This is a genomic window from Rhizobium sp. PP-F2F-G48 (assembly GCF_004342335.1).
GTDB lineage: Bacteria > Pseudomonadota > Alphaproteobacteria > Rhizobiales > Rhizobiaceae > Ferranicluibacter.
In genome coordinates this window covers 124808-145018 of record NZ_SLVH01000003.1, presented here as the reverse complement: position 1 = coordinate 145018, position 20211 = coordinate 124808, and the positions used below count along the sequence as shown (strand labels likewise).

At 65.1% G+C, this 20211-nt stretch carries 19 protein-coding genes; 14 read left to right on the top strand and 5 right to left on the bottom strand.

What is annotated here, in order from left to right; genetic code table 11:
- Positions 1 to 42: 42 nt before the first annotated feature.
- A complete protein-coding gene (tldD, locus tag C8J36_RS08590; protein ID WP_132534146.1) occupies positions 43 to 1458 on the bottom strand; it encodes a metalloprotease TldD in 1416 nt (471 codons plus the stop codon).
- Positions 1459 to 1597: 139 nt separating this feature from the next.
- Positions 1598 to 2137, bottom strand: coding sequence for an invasion associated locus B family protein (locus C8J36_RS08585; RefSeq protein WP_062594626.1), 540 nt, complete (start codon positions 2135 to 2137; stop codon positions 1598 to 1600).
- 598 nt (positions 2138 to 2735) lie between these two features.
- On the opposite strand from C8J36_RS08585, the gene coxB reads away from it, so the two are divergent.
- The 11 genes from coxB (at position 2736) to rnhA (ending at position 12703) form a co-directional block, all read left to right on the top strand.
- A complete protein-coding gene (gene coxB, locus C8J36_RS08580; protein ID WP_132534912.1) occupies positions 2736 to 3629 on the top strand; it encodes a cytochrome c oxidase subunit II in 894 nt (297 codons plus the stop codon).
- 18 nt (positions 3630 to 3647) lie between these two features.
- Entirely contained in the window at positions 3648 to 5339 is a 1692-nt protein-coding gene (gene ctaD / locus C8J36_RS08575; RefSeq protein WP_062594628.1) for a cytochrome c oxidase subunit I, read from the top strand.
- 291 nt (positions 5340 to 5630) lie between these two features.
- Positions 5631 to 6584, top strand: a complete 954-nt coding sequence (locus tag C8J36_RS08570; RefSeq protein WP_132534145.1) for a heme o synthase — start codon at positions 5631 to 5633, stop codon at positions 6582 to 6584.
- Positions 6584 to 6724 (top strand): hypothetical protein, encoded by a 141-nt coding sequence (locus C8J36_RS24845; RefSeq protein ID WP_062594630.1) that lies wholly within the window; start codon positions 6584 to 6586, stop codon positions 6722 to 6724. Before C8J36_RS08570 ends, C8J36_RS24845 begins: the two co-directional genes overlap by 1 nt.
- Positions 6725 to 6736: 12 nt before the next feature.
- Complete coding sequence (locus tag C8J36_RS08565; RefSeq protein ID WP_245506503.1) at positions 6737 to 7360, top strand: cytochrome c oxidase assembly protein; 624 nt, start codon at positions 6737 to 6739, stop codon at positions 7358 to 7360.
- A 185-nt stretch (positions 7361 to 7545) separates the two neighbouring features.
- Positions 7546 to 8421, top strand: coding sequence for a cytochrome c oxidase subunit 3 (locus C8J36_RS08560; RefSeq protein ID WP_062594632.1), 876 nt, complete (start codon positions 7546 to 7548; stop codon positions 8419 to 8421).
- Between the two features lie 357 nt (positions 8422 to 8778).
- A complete protein-coding gene (locus C8J36_RS08555; protein WP_062594633.1) occupies positions 8779 to 9177 on the top strand; it encodes a DUF983 domain-containing protein in 399 nt (132 codons plus the stop codon).
- Positions 9146 to 9991 carry an SURF1 family protein gene (locus tag C8J36_RS08550; RefSeq protein ID WP_132534144.1) on the top strand — a complete coding sequence of 282 codons (846 nt, stop codon included), beginning with the start codon at positions 9146 to 9148 and terminating at the stop codon, positions 9989 to 9991. Before C8J36_RS08555 ends, C8J36_RS08550 begins: the two co-directional genes overlap by 32 nt.
- Positions 9992 to 10127: 136 nt before the next feature.
- Positions 10128 to 11168: a 4-hydroxy-3-methylbut-2-enyl diphosphate reductase gene (gene ispH, locus C8J36_RS08545; RefSeq protein WP_132534143.1), complete on the top strand. Its 1041-nt coding sequence runs from the start codon at positions 10128 to 10130 to the stop codon at positions 11166 to 11168.
- A gap of 99 nt (positions 11169 to 11267) precedes the next feature.
- Entirely contained in the window at positions 11268 to 12248 is a 981-nt protein-coding gene (locus C8J36_RS08540; protein ID WP_062594636.1) for a homoserine kinase, read from the top strand.
- Positions 12245 to 12703, top strand: coding sequence for a ribonuclease HI (rnhA, locus tag C8J36_RS08535; protein WP_062594637.1), 459 nt, complete (start codon positions 12245 to 12247; stop codon positions 12701 to 12703). The genes C8J36_RS08540 and rnhA overlap by 4 nt, the downstream gene beginning before the upstream one ends.
- Positions 12704 to 12940: 237 nt before the next feature.
- Here the strand turns inward: rnhA and C8J36_RS08530 are convergent, their stop codons facing one another.
- Positions 12941 to 13426, bottom strand: a complete 486-nt coding sequence (locus tag C8J36_RS08530) for a peroxiredoxin (RefSeq protein ID WP_062594638.1) — start codon at positions 13424 to 13426, stop codon at positions 12941 to 12943.
- Positions 13427 to 13538: 112 nt separating this feature from the next.
- Complete coding sequence (locus tag C8J36_RS08525) at positions 13539 to 14498, bottom strand: protein-disulfide reductase DsbD domain-containing protein (RefSeq protein ID WP_132534141.1); 960 nt, start codon at positions 14496 to 14498, stop codon at positions 13539 to 13541.
- Between the two features lie 220 nt (positions 14499 to 14718).
- Here C8J36_RS08525 and C8J36_RS08520 point away from each other — a divergent pair, with 220 nt between their 5' ends.
- The 3 genes from C8J36_RS08520 to C8J36_RS08510 all read left to right on the top strand — a co-directional run bounded on the left by C8J36_RS08520 (position 14719) and on the right by C8J36_RS08510 (position 17098).
- Positions 14719 to 15318 carry a YqgE/AlgH family protein gene (locus C8J36_RS08520; protein WP_132534910.1) on the top strand — a complete coding sequence of 200 codons (600 nt, stop codon included), beginning with the start codon at positions 14719 to 14721 and terminating at the stop codon, positions 15316 to 15318.
- Positions 15319 to 15494: 176 nt separating this feature from the next.
- Complete coding sequence (locus tag C8J36_RS08515) at positions 15495 to 15686, top strand: CsbD family protein (RefSeq protein WP_062594923.1); 192 nt, start codon at positions 15495 to 15497, stop codon at positions 15684 to 15686.
- A gap of 296 nt (positions 15687 to 15982) precedes the next feature.
- Positions 15983 to 17098, top strand: coding sequence for a putative zinc-binding metallopeptidase (locus tag C8J36_RS08510; RefSeq protein WP_132534139.1), 1116 nt, complete (start codon positions 15983 to 15985; stop codon positions 17096 to 17098).
- Positions 17099 to 17307: 209 nt separating this feature from the next.
- On the opposite strand, the gene C8J36_RS08505 is transcribed toward C8J36_RS08510, so the two are convergent.
- Complete coding sequence (locus tag C8J36_RS08505) at positions 17308 to 20169, bottom strand: EAL domain-containing protein (RefSeq protein ID WP_062594924.1); 2862 nt, start codon at positions 20167 to 20169, stop codon at positions 17308 to 17310.
- Positions 20170 to 20211 lie beyond the last annotated feature (42 nt).

Here is a 20211-nt window from a genome sequence, read left to right as displayed (position 1 = left end):
AGGCCAGAGGCCAGAGGACTGACGCCGGAAGCGCGAAGCCGATCAGGCCTGCGTGCCACCGACGGTCATGTCGTTCATGCGCAGATGCGGCTGGCCGACGCCGACGGGCACCCATTGTCCGCCCTTGCCGCAATTGCCCATGCCGGTGTCGAGCTGCATGTCGTTGCCGATCATGGTGATGCGCTTCATCGCATCCGGCCCGTTGCCGATCAGCATGGCGCCCTTGACCGGCGCGCCGACCTTGCCGTTCTCGATCAGATAGGCCTCGGTGCAGCCGAACACGAACTTGCCGGAGGTGATGTCCACCTGACCGCCGCCGAAGGACACGGCATAGATGCCCTTCTTCACCGAGGCGATGATCTCTTCCGGCGTCTTGTCGCCGGCCAGCATATAGGTGTTGGTCATGCGCGGCATCGGCACGTGGGAATAGGATTCGCGCCGGCCGTTGCCGGTGGCCTGCATGCCCATCAGGCGGGCATTCTGCCGGTCCTGCATGTAGCCGACCAGTTTTCCGTCGTCGATCAGCACGTTGTAGGCGGAAGGCGTGCCTTCGTCGTCCACGGTGAGGGATCCCCGGCGGGATTCGATGGTGCCGTCGTCCACCACGGTCACGCCCTTGGCCGCCACCTGCTCGCCGATCAGGCCGGCAAAGGCGGAGGTCTTCTTGCGGTTGAAATCGCCTTCGAGCCCATGGCCGACCGCCTCGTGCAGCATGACGCCCGGCCAGCCCGACGACAGCACCACGTCCATGGTGCCGGCCGGCGTGTCGATCGCCTCGAGATTGACCAGCGCCTGCCGCAGCGCCTCGTCGGCCCCATAGCGCCAGGTCTCGCCGGCGATCAGATCGCCGAAACCACGCCGCCCGCCAAAGCCGTAGGAGCCGGCCTCCTGCTTGTCGCCGTCGCCGACGACGACGGAGACGTTGACCCGCGTCATTGGCCGGATGTCCTGAACATGCTCGCCATCGGCGCGCAGGATATCGACCACCTGCCAGCTGGCGGCGATCGAGGCGGTGACCTGCCGCACCTTCGGGTCTTTCGCCCTGACATAGGCGTCGATCTCCGAGAGAAGCGCGACCTTCGCCTCGAAGCTCGGCTCGCCGATCGGGTTCTCGTCGCCATAAAGCTTGCGGTTGGTCTTCTGCGGTGCGGCGGCATAGGTGCCGCTATAGCCGCGCGTGACGGCGGAGACGGCATCCGAGGCGCGCTTCAGCGCCGCCACGGAGAGATCGCCGGAATGCGCATATCCGACCGCCTCGCCCGCCACCGCGCGCAGGCCAAAACCCTGGTCGGTGTTGAAGCTGCCGCCCTTCAGGCGGCCATTGTCGAAGGAAAGCGATTCGGACTGGATGTGCTCCAGAAACAGTTCGCCGTCGTCGGCGCCCTGCAGCGTCTCGGCCAGAATGCGCCGCACCGCCGCCTCGTCGCCATCGAACAGGGTGATGAGATCGGTGTTCATGGAGCATCTCCGTCAGACAGTGTGAAGCCGCTATGTAGGCACGCGCCGGGGGAGAGGCAAGGCGGAGGCGCCGAGCGGAGGGGGCCAAGCGGAGGGGGGCGAGCGGAGGGGCCCAAGTGGAGCGGGCAGGGCGCGCCTCTTACGGCAGCGCGTCGTAGCCTTCGCCGAAGCCCTTGAGATCGACGGGAATGCCGATGCCTTCCTCGGGCGACTGGAAGACGATGAAGGTCGCGGTCGCGCCGGACCGGAAGGTCTTCAGCAGCTCTTCCTCCAGCACCACCTCGGCATAGCAGCCATCGGAGAAGCAACGGACGAAATAGGCGCGGCCGATATCCTTGCCGTCGACGTTCAGACCGAGACCGTTCGGCAGCAGCACGCCGAGCGGCGCGAGCACGCGCAGGATCTTCGCCTTGCGGTCGGCCGTCTTCAGCACCACCACCGACAGGCCGACTTCCGGCCGGTCCTCGGCGATCACGTTCTGCATCAGCGCGCATTGTTCGGCAGACGCGCCGGCCGGCTGGTCGCAGACGATCGACCAGGCGCCGTGGTTCGACTTGACCGTGCCGGGGGCGGCCGGCGTCTGCTGCGCCATGGCGCTCACGGGCAGGAAGACCAGAGGCAACGCCAGAGCGAGGGCAGCTCCGATGATCGACGGGCGAAAAAGCGGGGACAGGCCCATGAAAACCTCAAAATACCGAATCAGTCCGGCTATTCTTGAAGGGCCGGCCCGGAAATGAAAACCCCCGGAGGGGCCGAATGAAACCCCTGTGGGGGCGAGGCGCGTCTCGTGCCGTCCGACGTCTTCCCTGTCCCGTCGAAGACACGAGAAAAGGCGTCGGTGGTCCGATAGGTTCAAATGACGTTCCAGGCGACGTTCTATCAGAGGGCGGTGTGGCGGAAATACGACCCGCGTTTTCACGAGGCACCCGCCCCCACATCACGTCTCCGGCATCCTCTGTTCCGCTATCTCTCCCGTCTTCTATCCCGCAGGGGCACGCCCTGTCCACCTCTGCCGCCGTGCCGGCCCGAATCGCTCGAGGGTCCCCGGCCCGGATCGCGTGCCAGCCCGGAGCCCTGCGCAAAATGCCGCATGGACAAGCCGCGTCTCCCGGTGGCGGCAGCGGTCGTTCTGTGGCATTCTGCGCACGAGGACGAGACCGTTGCCCGCGGTGCATGGACAGATGTTGCGGCTCTGGTCAAACTGTGGTTTGAAGCGCTGTAAAGGGCGGAGATCGTTCGATCCGGCGAAAGCGGGATGGAGAGGGGAATTACGAATGGTGAGAAACAAGGCTTTTGCGGGTCTCGCGGCATGTGTGACGGCGGCAAGCTGTCTGCTTTCCGCGGGCACGGCGCTCGCGGACAAGCCGGTTGCATGGCAGACCAACTTCCAGGCGGCCGCGACCGGCATCATGGAAGAGGTCACCTGGTTCGAGCATTACACGCTGTGGTTCATCATCCCGATCACGCTGTTCGTGCTGGCGCTGCTGGTCGTCGTGGTCGTGAAGTTCCGCGAGAAGGTGAACCCGGTTCCCTCGCGCACCAGCCACAACACGGCGATCGAGATCGCCTGGACCGTCGGCCCCGTCGTGGTCCTGCTGTTCCTGGCCATTCCCTCCTTCCAGCTCCTGACCGCGCAGCTGACTCCGCCGGCCAATCCGGACCTGACGCTCAAGGCGACGGGCAACCAGTGGTACTGGTCCTACGAATATGAAGTCGGGCAAACCCCGCTCTCCTTCGACAGCCTGCTGATGAAGGAAGAGGACCGCGCGGCGCTCGGCAAGGAAGACAAGGACGCCTATCCGCGTCTGCTGGCCGTCGACAACGAGGTCGTCGTGCCCGTCGGCAAGACGGTGCGCGTGCTCGTGACCGCCGCCGACGTCATCCACGCCTTCGCCATGCCGGCCTTCGGCGTCAAGATCGATGCCGTGCCCGGCCGTCTCAACGAGACCTGGTTCAAGGCCGATCGCGAGGGTCTCTATTACGGCCAGTGTTCCGAGCTCTGCGGCAAGGACCACGCCTTCATGCCGATCGCCATCCGCGTCGTCAGCCAGCAGCAATACGACACCTGGCTGACCGCCGCTGCCGCCAATATCGGCGACGCCAACAAGGCCCTGATGGCCTCCGTCGATGCGGTGAAGACGACCGACGTCGCCGCCGCCGCAGCACAGTAATTCGGGGAGCTGGAAACAATGGCCGGAACAACCGCGCATACCGATCACCTTCACGATCATTCGCTCGACCACGCGCATGATGACCACGCCCACAAGCCGCTGACCTTCTTCCAGCGCTGGTTCCTGTCCACCAACCACAAGGACATCGGCACGCTCTACCTGATCTTCGCGATCTTCGCGGGCATCATCGGCGGCACGCTGTCGGTGTTCATGCGCGCCGAGCTGCAGGAGCCGGGCATCCAGATCTTCCACGGTCTGGCCTCCATGGTCTACGGCTTCGAAGGCGATGCCGCCATCGACGGCGGCAAGCACATGTACAACGTGTTCACGACCGCGCACGCGCTGATCATGATCTTCTTCATGGTCATGCCGGCGATGATCGGCGGTTTCGCCAACTGGATGGTGCCGATCATGATCGGCGCGCCGGACATGGCCTTCCCGCGCATGAACAACATCTCCTTCTGGCTGATCATCCCGGCCTTCCTGCTCGTCCTTCTCTCCATGTTCGTGGAAGGTCCGGCCGGCGGCTATGGCGCGGGCGGGGGCTGGACGATCTATCCGCCGTTCTCGACATCGGGACAACCGGGGCCCGCCATGGATCTCGTGATCCTCGGCCTGCACATCGCCGGCGCCTCGTCGATCCTCGGCGCGATCAACTTCATCACCACCATCCTCAACATGCGCGCACCGGGCATGACGCTGCACAAGATGCCGCTGTTTGCCTGGTCGGTGCTGATCACCGCCTTCCTGCTGCTCCTGTCGCTGCCCGTTCTCGCCGGCGGCATCACCATGCTGCTCACCGACCGCAATTTCGGCACGTCCTTCTTCGCACCCGAAGGCGGCGGCGATCCGATCCTGTTCCAGCACCTGTTCTGGTTCTTCGGTCACCCGGAAGTCTATATTCTGATCCTGCCCGGCTTCGGCATCGTCAGCCACATCGTCTCGACCTTCTCGCGCAAGCCGATCTTCGGCTATCTCGGCATGGCCTATGCGATGGTGGCGATCGGCGCCGTCGGCTTCATCGTCTGGGCGCACCACATGTACACGGTCGGCATGTCGCTCGACACGCAGCGCTACTTCGTGTTCGCCACCATGGTCATCGCCATTCCCACGGGCGTGAAGATCTTCTCCTGGATCGCGACGATGTGGGGCGGGTCCATCCGCTTCGCGACGCCGATGGTCTGGGCGATCGGCTTCATCTTCCTGTTCACGGTCGGCGGCGTCACCGGCGTCCAGCTGGCGAATGCCGGTCTCGACCGCGCCCTGCACGACACCTATTACGTCGTCGCCCACTTCCACTACGTCCTCTCGCTGGGCGCCGTCTTCGCCATCTTCGCCGGCTGGTACTACTGGTTCCCGAAGATGAGCGGCTACATGTACAACGAGTTCATCGGCAAGCTGCACTTCTGGGTCATGTTCATCGGGGTGAACCTTGTGTTCTTCCCGCAGCATTTCCTCGGCCTCGCCGGCATGCCGCGCCGCTATATCGACTATCCCGATGCGTTCGCGGGCTGGAACTACGTCTCGTCGATCGGCTCCTACATCTCGGCCTTCGGCGTGCTGATCTTCCTCTACGGCGTCTGGGAAGCCTTCGCCAAGAAGCGCCTCGCCGGCGACAATCCGTGGGGCGAGGGCGCCAACACACTCGAATGGCAGCTCTCCTCGCCGCCGCCGTTCCACCAGTGGGAGCAGCTGCCCCGCATTCGGTAGGGTTTTGGGGGAGGGGCGGTTGTGGCTTGCCCCTCATCCGCTTAGCCGGCACCTTCTCCCCGCGCGCGGGGCGAAGGGGCATGCGGCAACCGCTCGGGTCTTACCTCAGCATGGGGTCGTCCGCTTGAGGCACGTCCCCTCGCCCCGCAAGCGGGGAGAGGGCTTAAGGTGAGGGGCGGCCACAACGCGAAACCTCACCGGACGTAAGGTGAGGGGCCGTCACAGGCCGCATTCCTCACCGGGGCAGGGGCCAAAAGCCCCACCCGAAAACGCTGGAAGAAAGAAACCGGAATGACCGTCATCGACACCACCGGAAACCTCGACCACGGCGATCTCAGCCTGTCGGAGGCCTCGGCGCGCGATTTCTGGGCGCTCCTGAAACCCCGCGTGATGTCGCTCGTGGTGTTTACGGCCTTTGCCGGCATGGTGCTCGCGCCGGGCGCGATCAATCCGTTCATCGGCTTCGTCGCCATCCTCTGCATCGCGGTCGGTGCCGGCGCCTCCGGTGCGCTCAACATGTGGTACGATGCCGATATCGATGCCGTGATGAAGCGCACGGCGACGCGCCCCATTCCGTCGGGCCGCATCACCGGCCAGGAAGCGCTCGGCTTCGGCCTCACGCTCTCGGCCTTTTCGGTCTGCATCCTCGGCCTCGTCGTCGGCTGGTTCGCCGCCGGCTTTCTGGCCTTCACCATCTTCTTCTATGCCGTCGTCTATACGATGTGGCTGAAGCGGGCGACGCCGCAGAACATCGTCATCGGCGGTGCGGCCGGCGCCTTTCCGCCGATGATCGGCTGGGCCTGCGTCACCGGCGGCGTTTCCATCGAGAGCGTCGTCCTGTTCCTCATCATCTTCCTCTGGACGCCGGCGCATTTCTGGGCGCTGGCGCTGTTCAAGATGGGCGAATACGGCGCGGTCGGCGTGCCGATGCTGCCGAACGTCCGCGGCATCCCCACCACCAAGGTGCACATCCTCGTCTATGCCGTGCTGACCGCGGTTGCCGGAATCTGTCCGACCCTGCTCGGCTTTGCGAGCCTCGGCTATGGCGCCGTCGCGCTGGCGCTCGGCCTCGGCTTCGTCTGGTATGCGATCAAGGTGCAGTCCATGCCCGAGACGGACGAGAAGATGCTGCCGGCCAAGAAGCTGTTTGCCTTCTCGCTCGTCTATCTTTTTGCGATCTTCTCGGCGCTGCTCGCCGACCGCGCGGTTGTCGCGCTGCTCGCCGCCTTCGGAAAGGGCTTCTGATGGATCTCGTCACGCTCACGCCCGCCCAGAAGCGCGCCCGCCGCGGCCGCAACATCGCGCTCGGCCTCGTGCTTTTCGGCCTGGTGGCGCTGTTCTACGTCGTCACGCTCGTGAAATTTTCCAACGGCCTCGCGCAGTAGGAGAGGGTGCCCATGACACGGCAACCGGCAGCACCGATGGCAAAGACAGGCCAGCCCGAACGTCGCAACGGCGTGATCGTCGGCGCCTGCGTCGCTTTCGTGGTGGGCATGGTCGGCATGGCCTATGCCGCGGTGCCGCTCTACGACATGTTCTGCAAGGTCACCGGCTATAACGGCACGACGAAGCGCGTCGATCAGGCCTCCGACACCATTCTCGACAAGACCATCCGCGTCACCTTCGATGCCAATGTCTCGGGCGATCTGCCCTGGCGGTTCACGCCGGTCGTGCGCGAGATCTCGCCGAAGATCGGCGAGACGGTGCAGGTCGAGTTCAAGGCGAAGAACATCGCCGATGTCCCCACGACCGGACAGGCCGTCTTCAATGTCACGCCCATGCAGGGCGGCGCCTATTTCAACAAGGTCCAGTGCTTCTGCTTCACCGAGACGACGCTGCAGCCGGGCGAGGAACTGGAAATGCCCGTCGTCTTCTTCGTCGATCCCGAGATCGTCAAGGCGGCGGAAACGAAAGACATCGGAACGCTGACCCTGTCCTACACCTTCTATGCGCGCCAGCCGTCAAAGCCGGTCGCAGCCTTGAAGCCGCAGGACGGCGCGACGGCGGACCGGAAGCTTTAAGCGGCCGGCGCCCCAGACGGGTGCCAGGCCGAACCTGCCGCTGGCAGGAAACCGAAAGACCCGCCGACGGCGGGTCGGCAACAGATCATGAGACCGGACGCAGACTTGTAATCTTGCGGGCGTTCGGGAAGAGTGGTGCGGCAAGACCGCACCGCTTCAGGCGAGGGGACGACGGGGAGAACGACATGGCCGACACGCATCAGAAGAACCACGACTATCACATCATTGATCCCAGCCCCTGGCCGCTGCTCGCCTCCATCGGCGCTTTCGTCATGGCCTTCGGCGGCGTCGCCTATATGCGCTATCTCTCCGGCGGCTCGTTCAAGATGTTCGGGCTCGAATGGGCCAATCCCTGGATCCTCTTCATCGGTCTCGCGATCGTGCTCTACACCATGTATGCCTGGTGGGCGGATACGGTGAAGGAGGCCCATGAAGGCCACCACACCCGCGTCGTCTCGCTGCATCTGCGCTACGGCATGATCATGTTCATCGCGTCGGAAGTGATGTTCTTCGTCGCCTGGTTCTGGGCCTATTTCGATGCCAGCCTGTTTCCGGGCGAGGCCATCCAGGCGACCCGCACGGCCTTCACCGGTGGCCAGTGGCCGCCGAAGGGCATCGAGGTTCTCGATCCCTGGCACCTGCCGCTCTACAACACGGTCATCCTGCTGCTGTCGGGCACCACCGTCACCTGGGCGCACCATGCGCTGCTGCACGGCGACCGCAAGGGCCTCATCAGCGGCCTGACGCTCACCGTCGTCCTCGGCGTGCTGTTCTCCTTCGTGCAGGGCTACGAGTACGCCCACGCCCCCTTCGCCTTCAAGGACTCGATCTACGGCGCCACATTCTTCATGGCGACCGGCTTCCACGGCTTCCACGTTCTCGTCGGCACCATCTTCCTCGCGGTCTGCCTCATCCGGGCGCTGAAGGGCGACTTCACGCCCCAGCAGCATTTCGGTTTCGAGGCCGCCGCCTGGTACTGGCACTTCGTGGACGTCGTCTGGCTCTTCCTGTTCTTCTCCATCTACATCTGGGGTGGCTGGGGCGCGCCGCTCGCCGGTTAAGCACCACGTCGGCGCGTCGGAAACGGCGCGCCGAACCATCGACGCGACCCGGCGAAAGCGCGGCGATGCCGCCGATGCAGGGTGGAACCCGGAATGCGCTTGGCGCGGAACCCGTGCCGCATGGGTCATCGAGAAGACCCGCAAAGCGCCTTGTGTCTTGACGATCGCGAGACGCTGACGTCCCGATTGCGATAATGGCGTCCGCAATCGCGGGCGGACTGATCCCGTGACAGCCCTGATCAACGCTTTTCTAAACGATCGCGCATGTCTTCGACCCGTCCATCGCTCGAGGGGATATCCCCGGCCGGCCGGCCGTTGTAAACCGGCTTTCACACGAAAAGCCGAGAGGGGCGAGGCATGAGCGTAGAACCGGACCGTCACGACACCGCCCATTATCCGCCGGTCGATCCGATCAAGGCGGGCCTGCGCGGCCGGTGCCCGCGCTGCGGCGAGGGCAAGCTGTTTGCCGGTTATCTGGCGCTACGCCCCCGCTGTGCGGCCTGCGGGCTGGACTACGATTTCGCCGATGCGGGCGATGGTCCCGTGGTCTTCGTCATTCTCATCATCGGCTTCATCACGGTCGGCGCCGCGCTCTGGGCCGAGGTCAATTACAGCCCGCCCCTCTGGCTGCATTTCCTGCTCTGGATCCCGCTTGCCATCGTGCTCTCGCTGGCGCTGACGCGCATGCTGAAGGGCGTGCTGATCGATCTGCAGTATCGCAACAATGCCCGGCCCGGCGAAATCGACCGTGGCTGAGCCCTTGCCCCTGGCATCGCGGGGCACCAGCCGTCGCCGGGGCGGGCCCGTCGCCCGCGTCCTCTCGGCCGTGCTTCTGCTCGGTCTGTTTGCGGCGCTGGTTTCGCTCGGCACCTGGCAGATGCACCGCCTCCAGTGGAAGGAGGGCCTGCTCGCGGCCATCGCTGAGCGCCGCCATGCCCCGCCGGTCGAGATCGATGCCATCGCCGCGATGGCCGCATCCGGCACCGATATCGAATATCGCACGGTCCGCGTCTCCGGCATTTTCGACAAGGACGGCGAACGCCATTTCTTCGCGACCTATGACGGGCAGACCGGCTTTTACGTCTACACGCCGCTGATGCTCGGGGATGGTCGCGCCGTCCTCGTCAATCGCGGCTTCGTGCCCTATGACCAGAAGGAGCCCGCCACCCGGCCGGAGAGCCAGCCCGAGGGTCCCGTCACCATCACCGGCCTTGCCCGCGCCCGGCTGGATGCGAAACCCTCCTGGGTCGTGCCGGACAATGATCTCGCCAAGAATATTTTCTACTGGAAGGACTGGAGCGCCATGGTGGCGGCGTCGGGCCTGTCTCCGGAGCGCACGCTGCCCTTCTTCATCGATGCCGATGCGACGCCCCATCCCGGCGGCGCGAATGCACCCCGGTTGCCGATCGGCGGCGTCACGCAGTTCGACCTGCCGAACAGCCACCTCCAATATGCCCTGACCTGGTATGGCCTTGCCGCAGCGCTGGTGGTCGTCAGCGGCCTGTTCGTCGTCCGCAGGCGCGCCGAGGAGCGGAAGGCCCGGGCAGGGGTGCCGCCCGACATCCGCTGATCTCCGGCTGTTCTTTCTTGTGTGCGCTGTCATCGCCGCTATATAGAACCGTGGCCGGTCCATGCGCGCATCCTGTCGGGTGCCGGGCGGTCCGGCGACGCTCGCACTCCCGTTCACAGCCTTGGCGCCTGATCCCATGGAATTTCGTCCCGCTGAAACGCCCGCTTCGCAGGCGCCCGCACCTCCAAAGTCCGCGCTGACCATCCGTCTCTGCGGCCCGCGCGGCTTCTGCGCCGGGGTCGATCGCGCCATCCAGATCGTCGTGCTGGCGCTCAAGGAATTCGGCGCCCCGGTCTATGTCCGGCACGAGATCGTCCACAATCGCTATGTCGTGGAAGGGCTCGAGGCCAAGGGCGCGATCTTCGTGGAAGAGCTGGACGAGATCCCGCCGGAGCACCGCAAGCAGCCGGTGGTCTTCTCGGCGCACGGGGTGCCCAAATCCGTGCCCGCCGATGCCGACCAGCGCAATCTCTTCTATCTCGATGCGACCTGCCCGCTGGTTTCCAAGGTGCACAAGCAGGCCATGCGCCACAACCGCATGGGCCGCCATGTCGTGCTCATCGGCCATGCCGGCCACCCGGAGGTCATCGGCACCATGGGGCAGCTGCCCGAGGGCAGCGTTTCGCTGGTCGAAACCATCGACGACGTCGATACCTACACGCCGCCCGATCCCGACAATCTCGGCTTCGTCACCCAGACGACGCTGTCCGTCGACGACACCGCCGGCGTCATCAAGCGCCTGCACGAGCGCTTCCCCCATCTCACAGCACCCGCCGCCGACAGCATCTGCTACGCCACCACCAACCGGCAGGAGGCCGTCAAGCAGGCGGCCCCCGGCTGCGACCTGTTCCTCATCGTCGGCGCGCCCAATTCTTCCAATTCCAAGCGGCTGGTCGAGGTCGCGCTGCGCTCCGGCGCCCGCCAGTCGGTGCTGGTGCAGCGCGCGGCGGAGATCGACTGGGACACGCTCGGCGACATCCGCACGGTCGGGCTTTCGGCCGGGGCCTCCGCGCCGGAGGTCATCGTCAACGAGATCATCGAGGCCTTTCGCGCGCGCTACGATGCGGTGGTGGAGCTGGCCGATACGGTCGAGGAAACCGAGAATTTTCTCGTCAACCGCGAGCTGCGTCATGTGCCGCTGACCCAGGCCGACATGGCCTTCGTCAACGGCGACTAAAATCCGGCGACTGAAATCCGGCGGTCGCTCCGCGCGTCCTCTCCCGGCAGGGCAGAGAGGGCCTTCCGTCCCACCCTCCATTCCTGAAGGCTCCCCGACATGGCCGTCTATACCGATATCTCCGAGGACGACCTCAAGCAGTTTCTCGGACCCTATGCGGTGGGCGAACTCACCTCCTACAAGGGTATCGCCGAGGGCGTCGAGAACAGCAACTTCCTGCTGCACACCACCACCGGCGCCTATATTCTCACGCTCTACGAGAAGCGCGTCGATGCCGGCGATCTCCCCTTCTTCCTCGGCCTGATGCAGCACCTTGCCGATCGCGGGCTGAACTGCCCGCTGCCGCTGGCGCGTGGCGACGGCGCCCTGCTCGGCACGCTGTCGGGCCGCCCCGCCGCCATGATCACCTTCCTCGAGGGCATGTGGCTGCGCAAGCCGGAAGCGGCCCATTGCCGCGAGGTCGGCCGGGCGCTGGCCGAGATGCATGTCGCGGGCGAGGGCTTTGCCCTGTCGCGAAAAAATGCGTTGTCCGTCTCGGGATGGCGGCCGCTCTGGGACAAGGCCCGGGACCGCGCCGACGCGGTGCAGACCGGCATCGCCACCGAGATCGCTGCCGAACTCGACCATCTCGAAGCGAACTGGCCGTCCGATCTGCCGGCCGGCGTCATCCATGCGGACCTCTTCCCCGACAACGTCTTCTTCCTCGGCGAGAACCTCTCGGGCCTGATCGACTTCTACTTCGCCTGCAACGATCTTCTCGCCTACGACGTCTCGATCTGCCTCAATGCCTGGTGCTTCGAAAAGGACGGGTCCTTCAACATGACCAAGGGCATGGCGCTGCTGTCCGGCTACCAGTCGGTGCGCCCGCTGACGCCCGGCGAGATCGCGGCCTTGCCGCTGCTGGCCCGCGGCTCGGCCCTGCGCTTCTTCCTGACGCGGCTCTACGACTGGCTGACGACGCCGGCCGGCGCGCTGGTGGTCAAGAAGGATCCGCTCGAATATCTCCGCAAGCTGCAGTTTCACCGCTCGGTGACCTCGGCGCTCGAATATGGCCTGACGATTTCGGAACCCGACGCATGAAACACATCGACATCTTCACCGACGGCGCCTGCTCGGGCAATCCGGGTCCGGGCGGCTGGGGCGCCGTGCTGCGCTATGGCGAGACCGAAAAGGACCTGTGCGGCGGCGAGGCGGAAACCACCAACAACCGCATGGAACTGCTGGCCGCCATCACCGCGCTCACCTCGCTGAAGGAGCCCTGCGAGGTGGACCTGCACACCGACAGCAAATATGTCATGGACGGGATCATGAAATGGATCCACGGCTGGAAGAAGAACGGCTGGAAGACCGCCGACCGCAAGCCGGTGAAGAACGGCGAACTCTGGCAGGCGCTCGACGCCGCCAACCGCACCCACAAAGTCACCTGGCACTGGGTCAAGGGCCACGCCGGCCACCCGGAAAACGAACGCGCCGACGAACTGGCCCGCAAGGGCATGGAGCCGTTCAAGACGAAGCGGGCGGTCAAGCTGGGGTAAAATGTCGGGTGTGGCGGCCGTCGAACGCGCGGCCCGCCCCTCATCCCGCTGCCGCGACCTTCTCCCCGCATGCGGGGAGAAGGGATCCGGAGCGCCGTCTCCGGCTCTCTCATCGGCGTCAACAGTCGGCCTTCAAGATAGAGCCGATCGCTCGCCACACGTCCCTTCTCCCCGCCAAGCGGGGAGAAGGTGGCGGCAGCCGGATGAGGGGCTGCCGCTGCCGATTGTCGCAAACCCTCAGATCTGCTCCAGCATGGTCGCTGCCGAGGATACGGTCGCCTGTCCCGGGCTCTCCTCGATGTTCAGCGTCTTCACCACGCCATCGTCCACCAGCATCGAATAGCGCTTGGAGCGCAGGCCGAGCGTGCCGGCCGACAGGTCGATGTCGAGGCCGAGCGCCTTGGTGAAGCCTGCGTCCCAGTCGGAGAGGAAGTGGATCTTGTCCATGCCGCCCGAAGCGGTGGCCCAGGCGCCCATCACGTGGATGTCGTTGACGGCGACGACGGCGATGTCGTCGATCCCGCGGGCGAGGATCGCGTCGCGGTTTTCAAGATAGCCGGGCAGATGGTTGAGCGAGCAGGTCGGCGTGAAGGCGCCGGGGACGCCGAAGATCACGACGCGTTTGCCGGAAAACAGCGCATCGGTGGTCACCTCCACCGGGCCGTCGACGGTCTTTTCCTTGAAGGTCGCGGATGGAATCTTGTCGCCGATCGAAATGGTCAAAGGCAGGTCCTCGCTTGTGTCTGGGGAAGGGGCTCGAATGACGGCGCGGAGCGCGGTCGGGCTCCGTGGAAAATCCGTGCGCCGGACGGGCGCCGAGCGAGGATATAGATTGTCAGGGCTTGAAGACAAGCGGCGTTTCGATGGCGCTCATCCCGCTCGGCCCCTTCACGCTGATCGTCGCGCGGATCGCGCCTTCGGCCGGGAGGCCCGAGGCCTTGGCCGGCCGCTTGGCGGCGATCCGCACCTGCGTCAGCCCCGCCGCATCGACCCGGCTCGTCGCCTGCCTGAAGACATAGCCCGACGGCGCGGCCAGGAAAACATCCGACAGCGTCGCCCCGTGCGGCAGCGTCAGCGCCAGCGCGATCTCGCCGCCCGCTGCATCGAACCGCGCCTCGGCCACGTTGAAATCCGGCCTCGGCGCGGCGGGCAGGGCGGCGAAGGCCGAGCGCACGCGCGCTGTGTCGAGCGGATTGTCGGACGCATCGCCTGAAAGGCGCACATCGAGCGTCGCCTGCACGGGAATGCAGATGCTCTTGCAGATGCCGAGGAACACAGACGCCTCCAGCGTCAGCGCCTCGGGCGCGCCAGGCGCGGTCTTCAGGAGCAGCGGAAAGGCGACCGGCTGGTCGTAGCCGGCATAGTCGAGATCGCCTTCCGCAAAGCGCTTGGGCGCGGGAAGCCGCAGGCCGGACGAGACGAAGCTTTTAGAGCCCGGTCCCGTCGCCGTGATCGTCACCTCCGGGGGAATGCCGCTCGAACCCGGATCGCTCCAATAGGTGCGCCAGCCCGGCTCCAGCCGGATCTCCAGCATGGCCGGCAGCGTGCCGTCGTCAAGGCGGGCGCCGGTCACCAGCCGGATGCCGCCGCCGACCGTTTCCACCCAGGCGCTGCGCGCTGCAAAGGCCGTGCCGGCGAAGGCCGCACAGGTGAAAAAAAAGACGGCGGAAAGGGTTGCCACACGGGCTGAATCCGTCAAACTCTGCGCGATACGGCGTGCGATCATCGACAGAGCCATAGCGCTTTTGCCGGGTTCGGAGAAGATCGGCAGCGTGCGGGACCACGGCAAAGTCACGCACTTTTTCTTGAAGACGCGAGGGCGGCATCACTGCTTTTTCTCGCTTTCGGGAAAAGAGACGCGGAACGAAGGTCGGGAAACCGGATTCGTCAAAGGCGAGGACGGTCCGCCGCCGGGGCATGGGCGGGACGGCGAACAGAGAAGCAGGAAACAGGTAACAGTCGGCAGCGAGAAGGCGGGACAGATCTCAACCGGGAACAAGGGTACGGGAACCATGATGGCGACATTCCAGAAGAACCGCGAACGGGGCATGTTGGATGGGCAATTCCTGATTGCCATGCCCGGCATGGCCGACACCAATTTCGCGCGCACGGTGATCTTCGTCTGCGCGCATTCCGACGATGGCGCGATGGGCTTCATTCTCAACCGCCCGCAGCAACTGACCTTCCCCGACGTGCTCCTGCATCTCGAAATCGTCGATCGCCTGCAGGCGATCCGCCTGCCGGAACGCACGCGCGACTTCCAGATCCAGACCGGCGGCCCGGTCGAGACCGGCCGCGGCTTCGTCCTCCACTCCGACGATTATCTCAGCGAATCGAGCATCCCGGTCAATGACGACATCTGCCTGACGGCGACGCTCGACATCGTGCGCGCGATCTCCCGCGGCGCCGGCCCCGCCCGCGCCATGATGATGCTCGGCTATGCCGGCTGGGGCGCGGGGCAGCTGGAAGCCGAGATCGCCAACAATGGCTGGCTGACGTGCCCGGCCAATGAGGACCTGATCTTCGATCGCGACCTCGGCGACAAATACGACCGCACGCTCGCCGCCATGGGCGTCGCCCCCGCCATGCTCTCCATGACCGCCGGCCACGCCTGACGGCGTGTCGGGACGCGCGTGGGCGCGGTCTCGTCACATGCCCATCACCTCTCTGTGAAAGCGAAGACTTTCCGACTTCCTCATGAACTAATCGCGGAACATTTTGTCCGACGCCCCGTTTTCAGGGCAAGCGGCACAGCAATCAAGCGGCGCCGCCAAGACAGGGAGTTACGCACATGGGTAGCATGTCCGACAAGGTATCCGGTCTCGCCAACGAGGCAGCAGGCAACATCAAGCAGGGCGTCGGCAAGATGACCGACAATGAGCGTCTGCAGGCCGAAGGCAAGGCACAGGAAGTCAAGGGCGAAGTCCAGCAGGCATCCGGCAAGGCCAAGGACACCGTCAAGGGTGCCGTCGATCGCCTGTAACAAAGTTTCGCTACGGTCGATCCCGTAGCACCGAGGTGCGCAACCGTCGCCGTCCTGACGGGTTCAACTGGATGGCGACGTGCGCCGAATGCCCGCTGTGCTTCGCGCCGGCGGGCATTTCCTCGTCAGGCGGTCGTCTTCATCAGCCGATGGCTCTTTCGCCACGGCATCCACCGACATTATTTCAGCAGACACTATAGAGAGAGCAGCGAAGACGGGGCATGCAAAAGGCCGCGCTGCTAAGCCACATCAAACAAGGGCCATCCTTTGAGGGACGGCGCAGGGACGAAACCACCATGAAGCTCTTTACGTGCAGCAATTGCGGAAATTCCGTCCATTTCGACAATCGAACCTGTGTGAATTGCGGATCGCGCCTCGGCTTCGACAGCGGGACGCTGAGCATGCGGGCGCTGGCCCCGGCCGGCGGCGACCAGTGGAGCGTCATCGGCAACACCGACACGGCCGTACGCTTCTGCGCCAATGCCATGAACGACATCTGCAACTGGCTCGTCCCCGCCGGTAGCCAGAACACCTATTGCGTCGCCTGCAGCTACAACCACATCGTTCCCGTCACCGACAATCCGGAAGGCGTGCAGCGCTGGCAGAAGATCGGCCAGGCGCAGCGGCACCTGTTCTATTCGATCCTGCGCTGGAACCTGCCGCGTCCCGGCCGCGATGCCGATCCGCAGGGCGGACTGGTGTTCGATTTCCTCGCCGACGAGGTCGATGCCAACGGCAACATCATCCAGGCCGCGATGACCGGCCATGAGGATGGCCTGATCAGCCTGCGCGCCGCGGAAGCCGACGATGCCACGCGCGAAAGCATCCGCGTCTCCATGGGCGAGCCCTATCGCACGCTGCTCGGCCATTTCCGCCACGAGATCGGCCATTTCTATTTCGCCCAGCTCTGCCGCGACGAAGAAACGCTGGCCGAAGCCCGCGCCCTGTTCGGCGATGAACGCGAGGACTACGCCGCAGCGCTTCAGCGCAATTACGAACAGGGACCGCCGATCGACTGGCAGAACCGCTTCATCTCCACCTATGCCAGCTGCCACCCGTCGGAAGATTTCGCCGAGTGCTGGGCGCACTTCTTCCATATCGTGGACACGCTCGAAACCGCCCGCGCTTTCGGTCTCTCCACCGACCCGCGCCGCCACGAGGAAATGGCGGCCGAAGTCGATTTCGACCCTTACAACGTCCGCGACGCGCAGACGCTGGTCGATGCCTGGGTCCCCTTGAGCGTCGCGCTCAACAGCATCCAGCGCTCGATGGGCCAGACCGACAGCTACCCCTTCGTCCTCTCGATCCCGGTCGTCCAGAAACTCGAATTCCTCAACCGCCTGATCCACAAGGCCGGCCAGGGAAACATCGCCATGTCCGCCCCGCCGGTGCAGGCGCCGGAAGCAGCGTAAGGTGGTGATCGGTGATCAGTGAGTAGTAAGCCGTGATCAGAATTGGTGAGTAGTGAGCAGAATTAGTAAGTAGTGAGCAGTGATCGGTAAGTCGTAAATATCATATTGTGAGTTGTCATCTGCGATGCTGCCTCACTACTCACTACTCACTACTCACTACTCACTACTCACTACTCACTACTCACTACTTACTACTCACTACTCACCCCTCATGCCCTTTTCATCAACGGAAACCGCTCCTTCAGCAACCGCTGGATCAGGTCCGAGGCGATCGGCGGGCCGAAGAGGAAGCTTTGGCCGAAGTGGCAGCCCATCTGTCCGAGCTGGATCGCGTCCTCCTCGGATTCGATGCCTTCGGCCACCACCTGCATGTCCAGCTCGCGCGCCATGTTGATGACCGAGCGCAGCAGGATGGTGCGCTTGTCGCTCTCGTCCTTCACCAGCGCCTTGTCCATCTTGATCGTGTCGAACGGGAAGCGCGTGAGATAGGCGAGCGACGAGTGGCCCGTGCCGAAATCGTCCAGCGCCAGCTTCAGCCCGCTGTCGCGCAGCTTCTGCAGCACGAGGCGCGCCTGTTCCGGGTTTTCCATCATCAGCGATTCGGTCAGCTCGACCATAATCTGCGCGGGATCGCAGCGGTTCTTGTGCAGGATCGCGCGGATGTCGTCGTGCAGGTCGTTGTTGAGCAGCTGGCCGCTCGACAGGTTGACCGAGACGAAGATCGGCAGTTGCCCCGTCTGGATCTGCCATTCGCCGAGATCGCTCGTCGCCCGCTCGAAGGCGAAAAGGCCGAGCTGGTTGATGACCTCGGAACTCTCGGCGATCGGAATGAATTCGGACGGCGGAATGCTGCCGCGCTTCGGGTGGTCCCAGCGCATCAGCGCCTCGAAGCCGGCGATCTCCGCATCGTTCAGCCGCACGATCGGCTGGTAGACGAGGGAAAGCTCGTTGCGCTCGATGGCGCGGCGCAGGTCGGTTTCGAGCTGCAGCCGGTCCGTGCCCGAGGTGCGGAAGGCCGGCCGATAGGGCTCGACGCGATTGCCGCCCGCCTTCTTGGCGCGGAACATGGCCAGCTCCGCATCGTCCAGCAGGCCGGCGGCGCTCTGGCTCTGATCCACCCAGGAGACGAGGCCGACGGAGGCGGTCAGGCTGATCTCGCGATTGCCGAAGCTGATCGGCACCATGATCGCGCGACTGATCGCCTCGGCGAAATCCGCCACCTTGGCCGGGTCGCGCTCCGAAATGAGGATCAGGCCGAACTGGTCGCCGCCGAGCCGCGCCAGCGTGTCCTGCGGCTTCAAAAGCCGCCGCAGCCGCCGCGTCAGCGCGATCAGGATGTTGTCGCCGGCGGCGATCCCCAGCACGTCGTTGACGTTCTGCTTGTAGCGGTCGATGTCGATGGCGATCACAGTCGGGCGCACGCCGTTGGAGCCCGGCGCCAGCGCCAGAATCGATTGCAGCCGGTCGAGGAAGATCTGGCGGTTGGGCAGGCCGGTCAGGTTGTCGTGCAGCGCATCGTGCAGCAGGCGGTCGAGCGAATTGCGCTGCTCGGTGATATCCACCAGTGTGCCGACGCAGCGGATGATCTCGCCGTTGGCGCCCAGCACCGGCCGCGCGCGGATCGACAGCCAGTGGTAATGCCCGTCTTCGGCGCGAATGCGGAAATCGTGGTTGAGGCGGCCGCGGCGGTGCTCGAGCAGGATGTCGAGCGTGGCGCGGAAGCGGTCGCGATCGTCGGGGTGCAGCCGCGGCAGCCAGTTGCGGGCAGGGCCGTGCATGGCGCCGGGGGTCAGGCCGAGCTGCTGCGACACGTCGGGAATGGTCACCACCCGGTCGCGCGCCACGTCCCAGTCCCACACGGTATCGCCCGAGCCCGTCAGGGCCAGCGACTGGCGTTCGAGGTCCGAGAACAGCCCCTGGCTGTAGGCGCCGCCGGCAAAGGCGTGCTGCATGACGGTGAAGCCGATGAGCAGCACGATCAGCACGAGCCCGCCGCCGAGCGCCGGCTGGACGATGTCGTTGGAAAGCCGCCCGGTGACCGTCAGCCATGCGCCGAACAGCCAGACCAGCGTCAGCAGCCAGGCGGGGACGAGCAGGATGGCGCGGTCGTAGCGGTTGAGCCCGAGATAGGCGATGAGGAAGATGCCGGCCGTGCCGGTCAGCGCAAAAGAGATGCGCGCGATGCCCGCCGCGATCGCCGGATCGTAGATCGCCACGCCGAAGAGCAGGCCGAGACCGAGGACCCAGGCGAGCGTCGCATAGGACAGATGCTGGTGCCAGCGGTTGAGGTTCAGATAGGTGAAGAGGAAGATCACGAGCCCCGCGGCGAGAAACACTTCGGTGCCCGCCCGCCAGATGCGCTCGTCCCCGGCCGTGATCGCGATCAGCTTCGACAGGAAGCCGAAATCGACGCAGATATAGGCGAGCACCGCCCAGGCCAGCGCGGCCGTCGCTGGCAGCATGGAGGTGCCCTTGACGACGAAGAGAATGGTCAGGAACACGGCGAGCAGGCCGGCAATGCCGAGCACGATGCCGCGATAGAGCGTGAAGGCGTTGACCGTGTCCTTGTAGGCGTCCGGCTCCCAGAGATACATCTGCGGCAGGTCGGGCGTCGCCAGTTCCGCGACGAAGGTGATGACCGAGCCCGGATTGAGCGTGATGCGGAAGACGTCGGCTTCCTCGCTCGGCTGCCGGTCGAGCGCGAAGCCTTCCGACGGGGTGATGGAGAGGATGCGCTTCGAGCCGAGGTCCGGCCAGAAGATCTTCGAGTTCACCAGCCGGAAATGCGGCGCGACGATCACCCGGTCGAGCTGCTCTTCGGACACGTTGGCAAGCGCGAACACCGCCCAGTCGCCCTGGTGGTTCTCGGCGCTGGAGCGCACCTCGATGCGCCGCACGATGCCGTCCGTGCCGGGCGCGGTCGATACCTGAAAGGCCTCGCCGCGGCCGGTATAGATCTCGGTGGTCGCGGTAAGATCGAGCGCTGTGTCCTCGCGCGAGATCTTCACGGGCTCGATGGCATGGGCCAGACCCGCACCGAGCCACGTCATCGCCAGCACCAGGGCCAGCATCAGCCCGGGCAGCCTGCGGATCGACGGCAGACGCGTCGGACG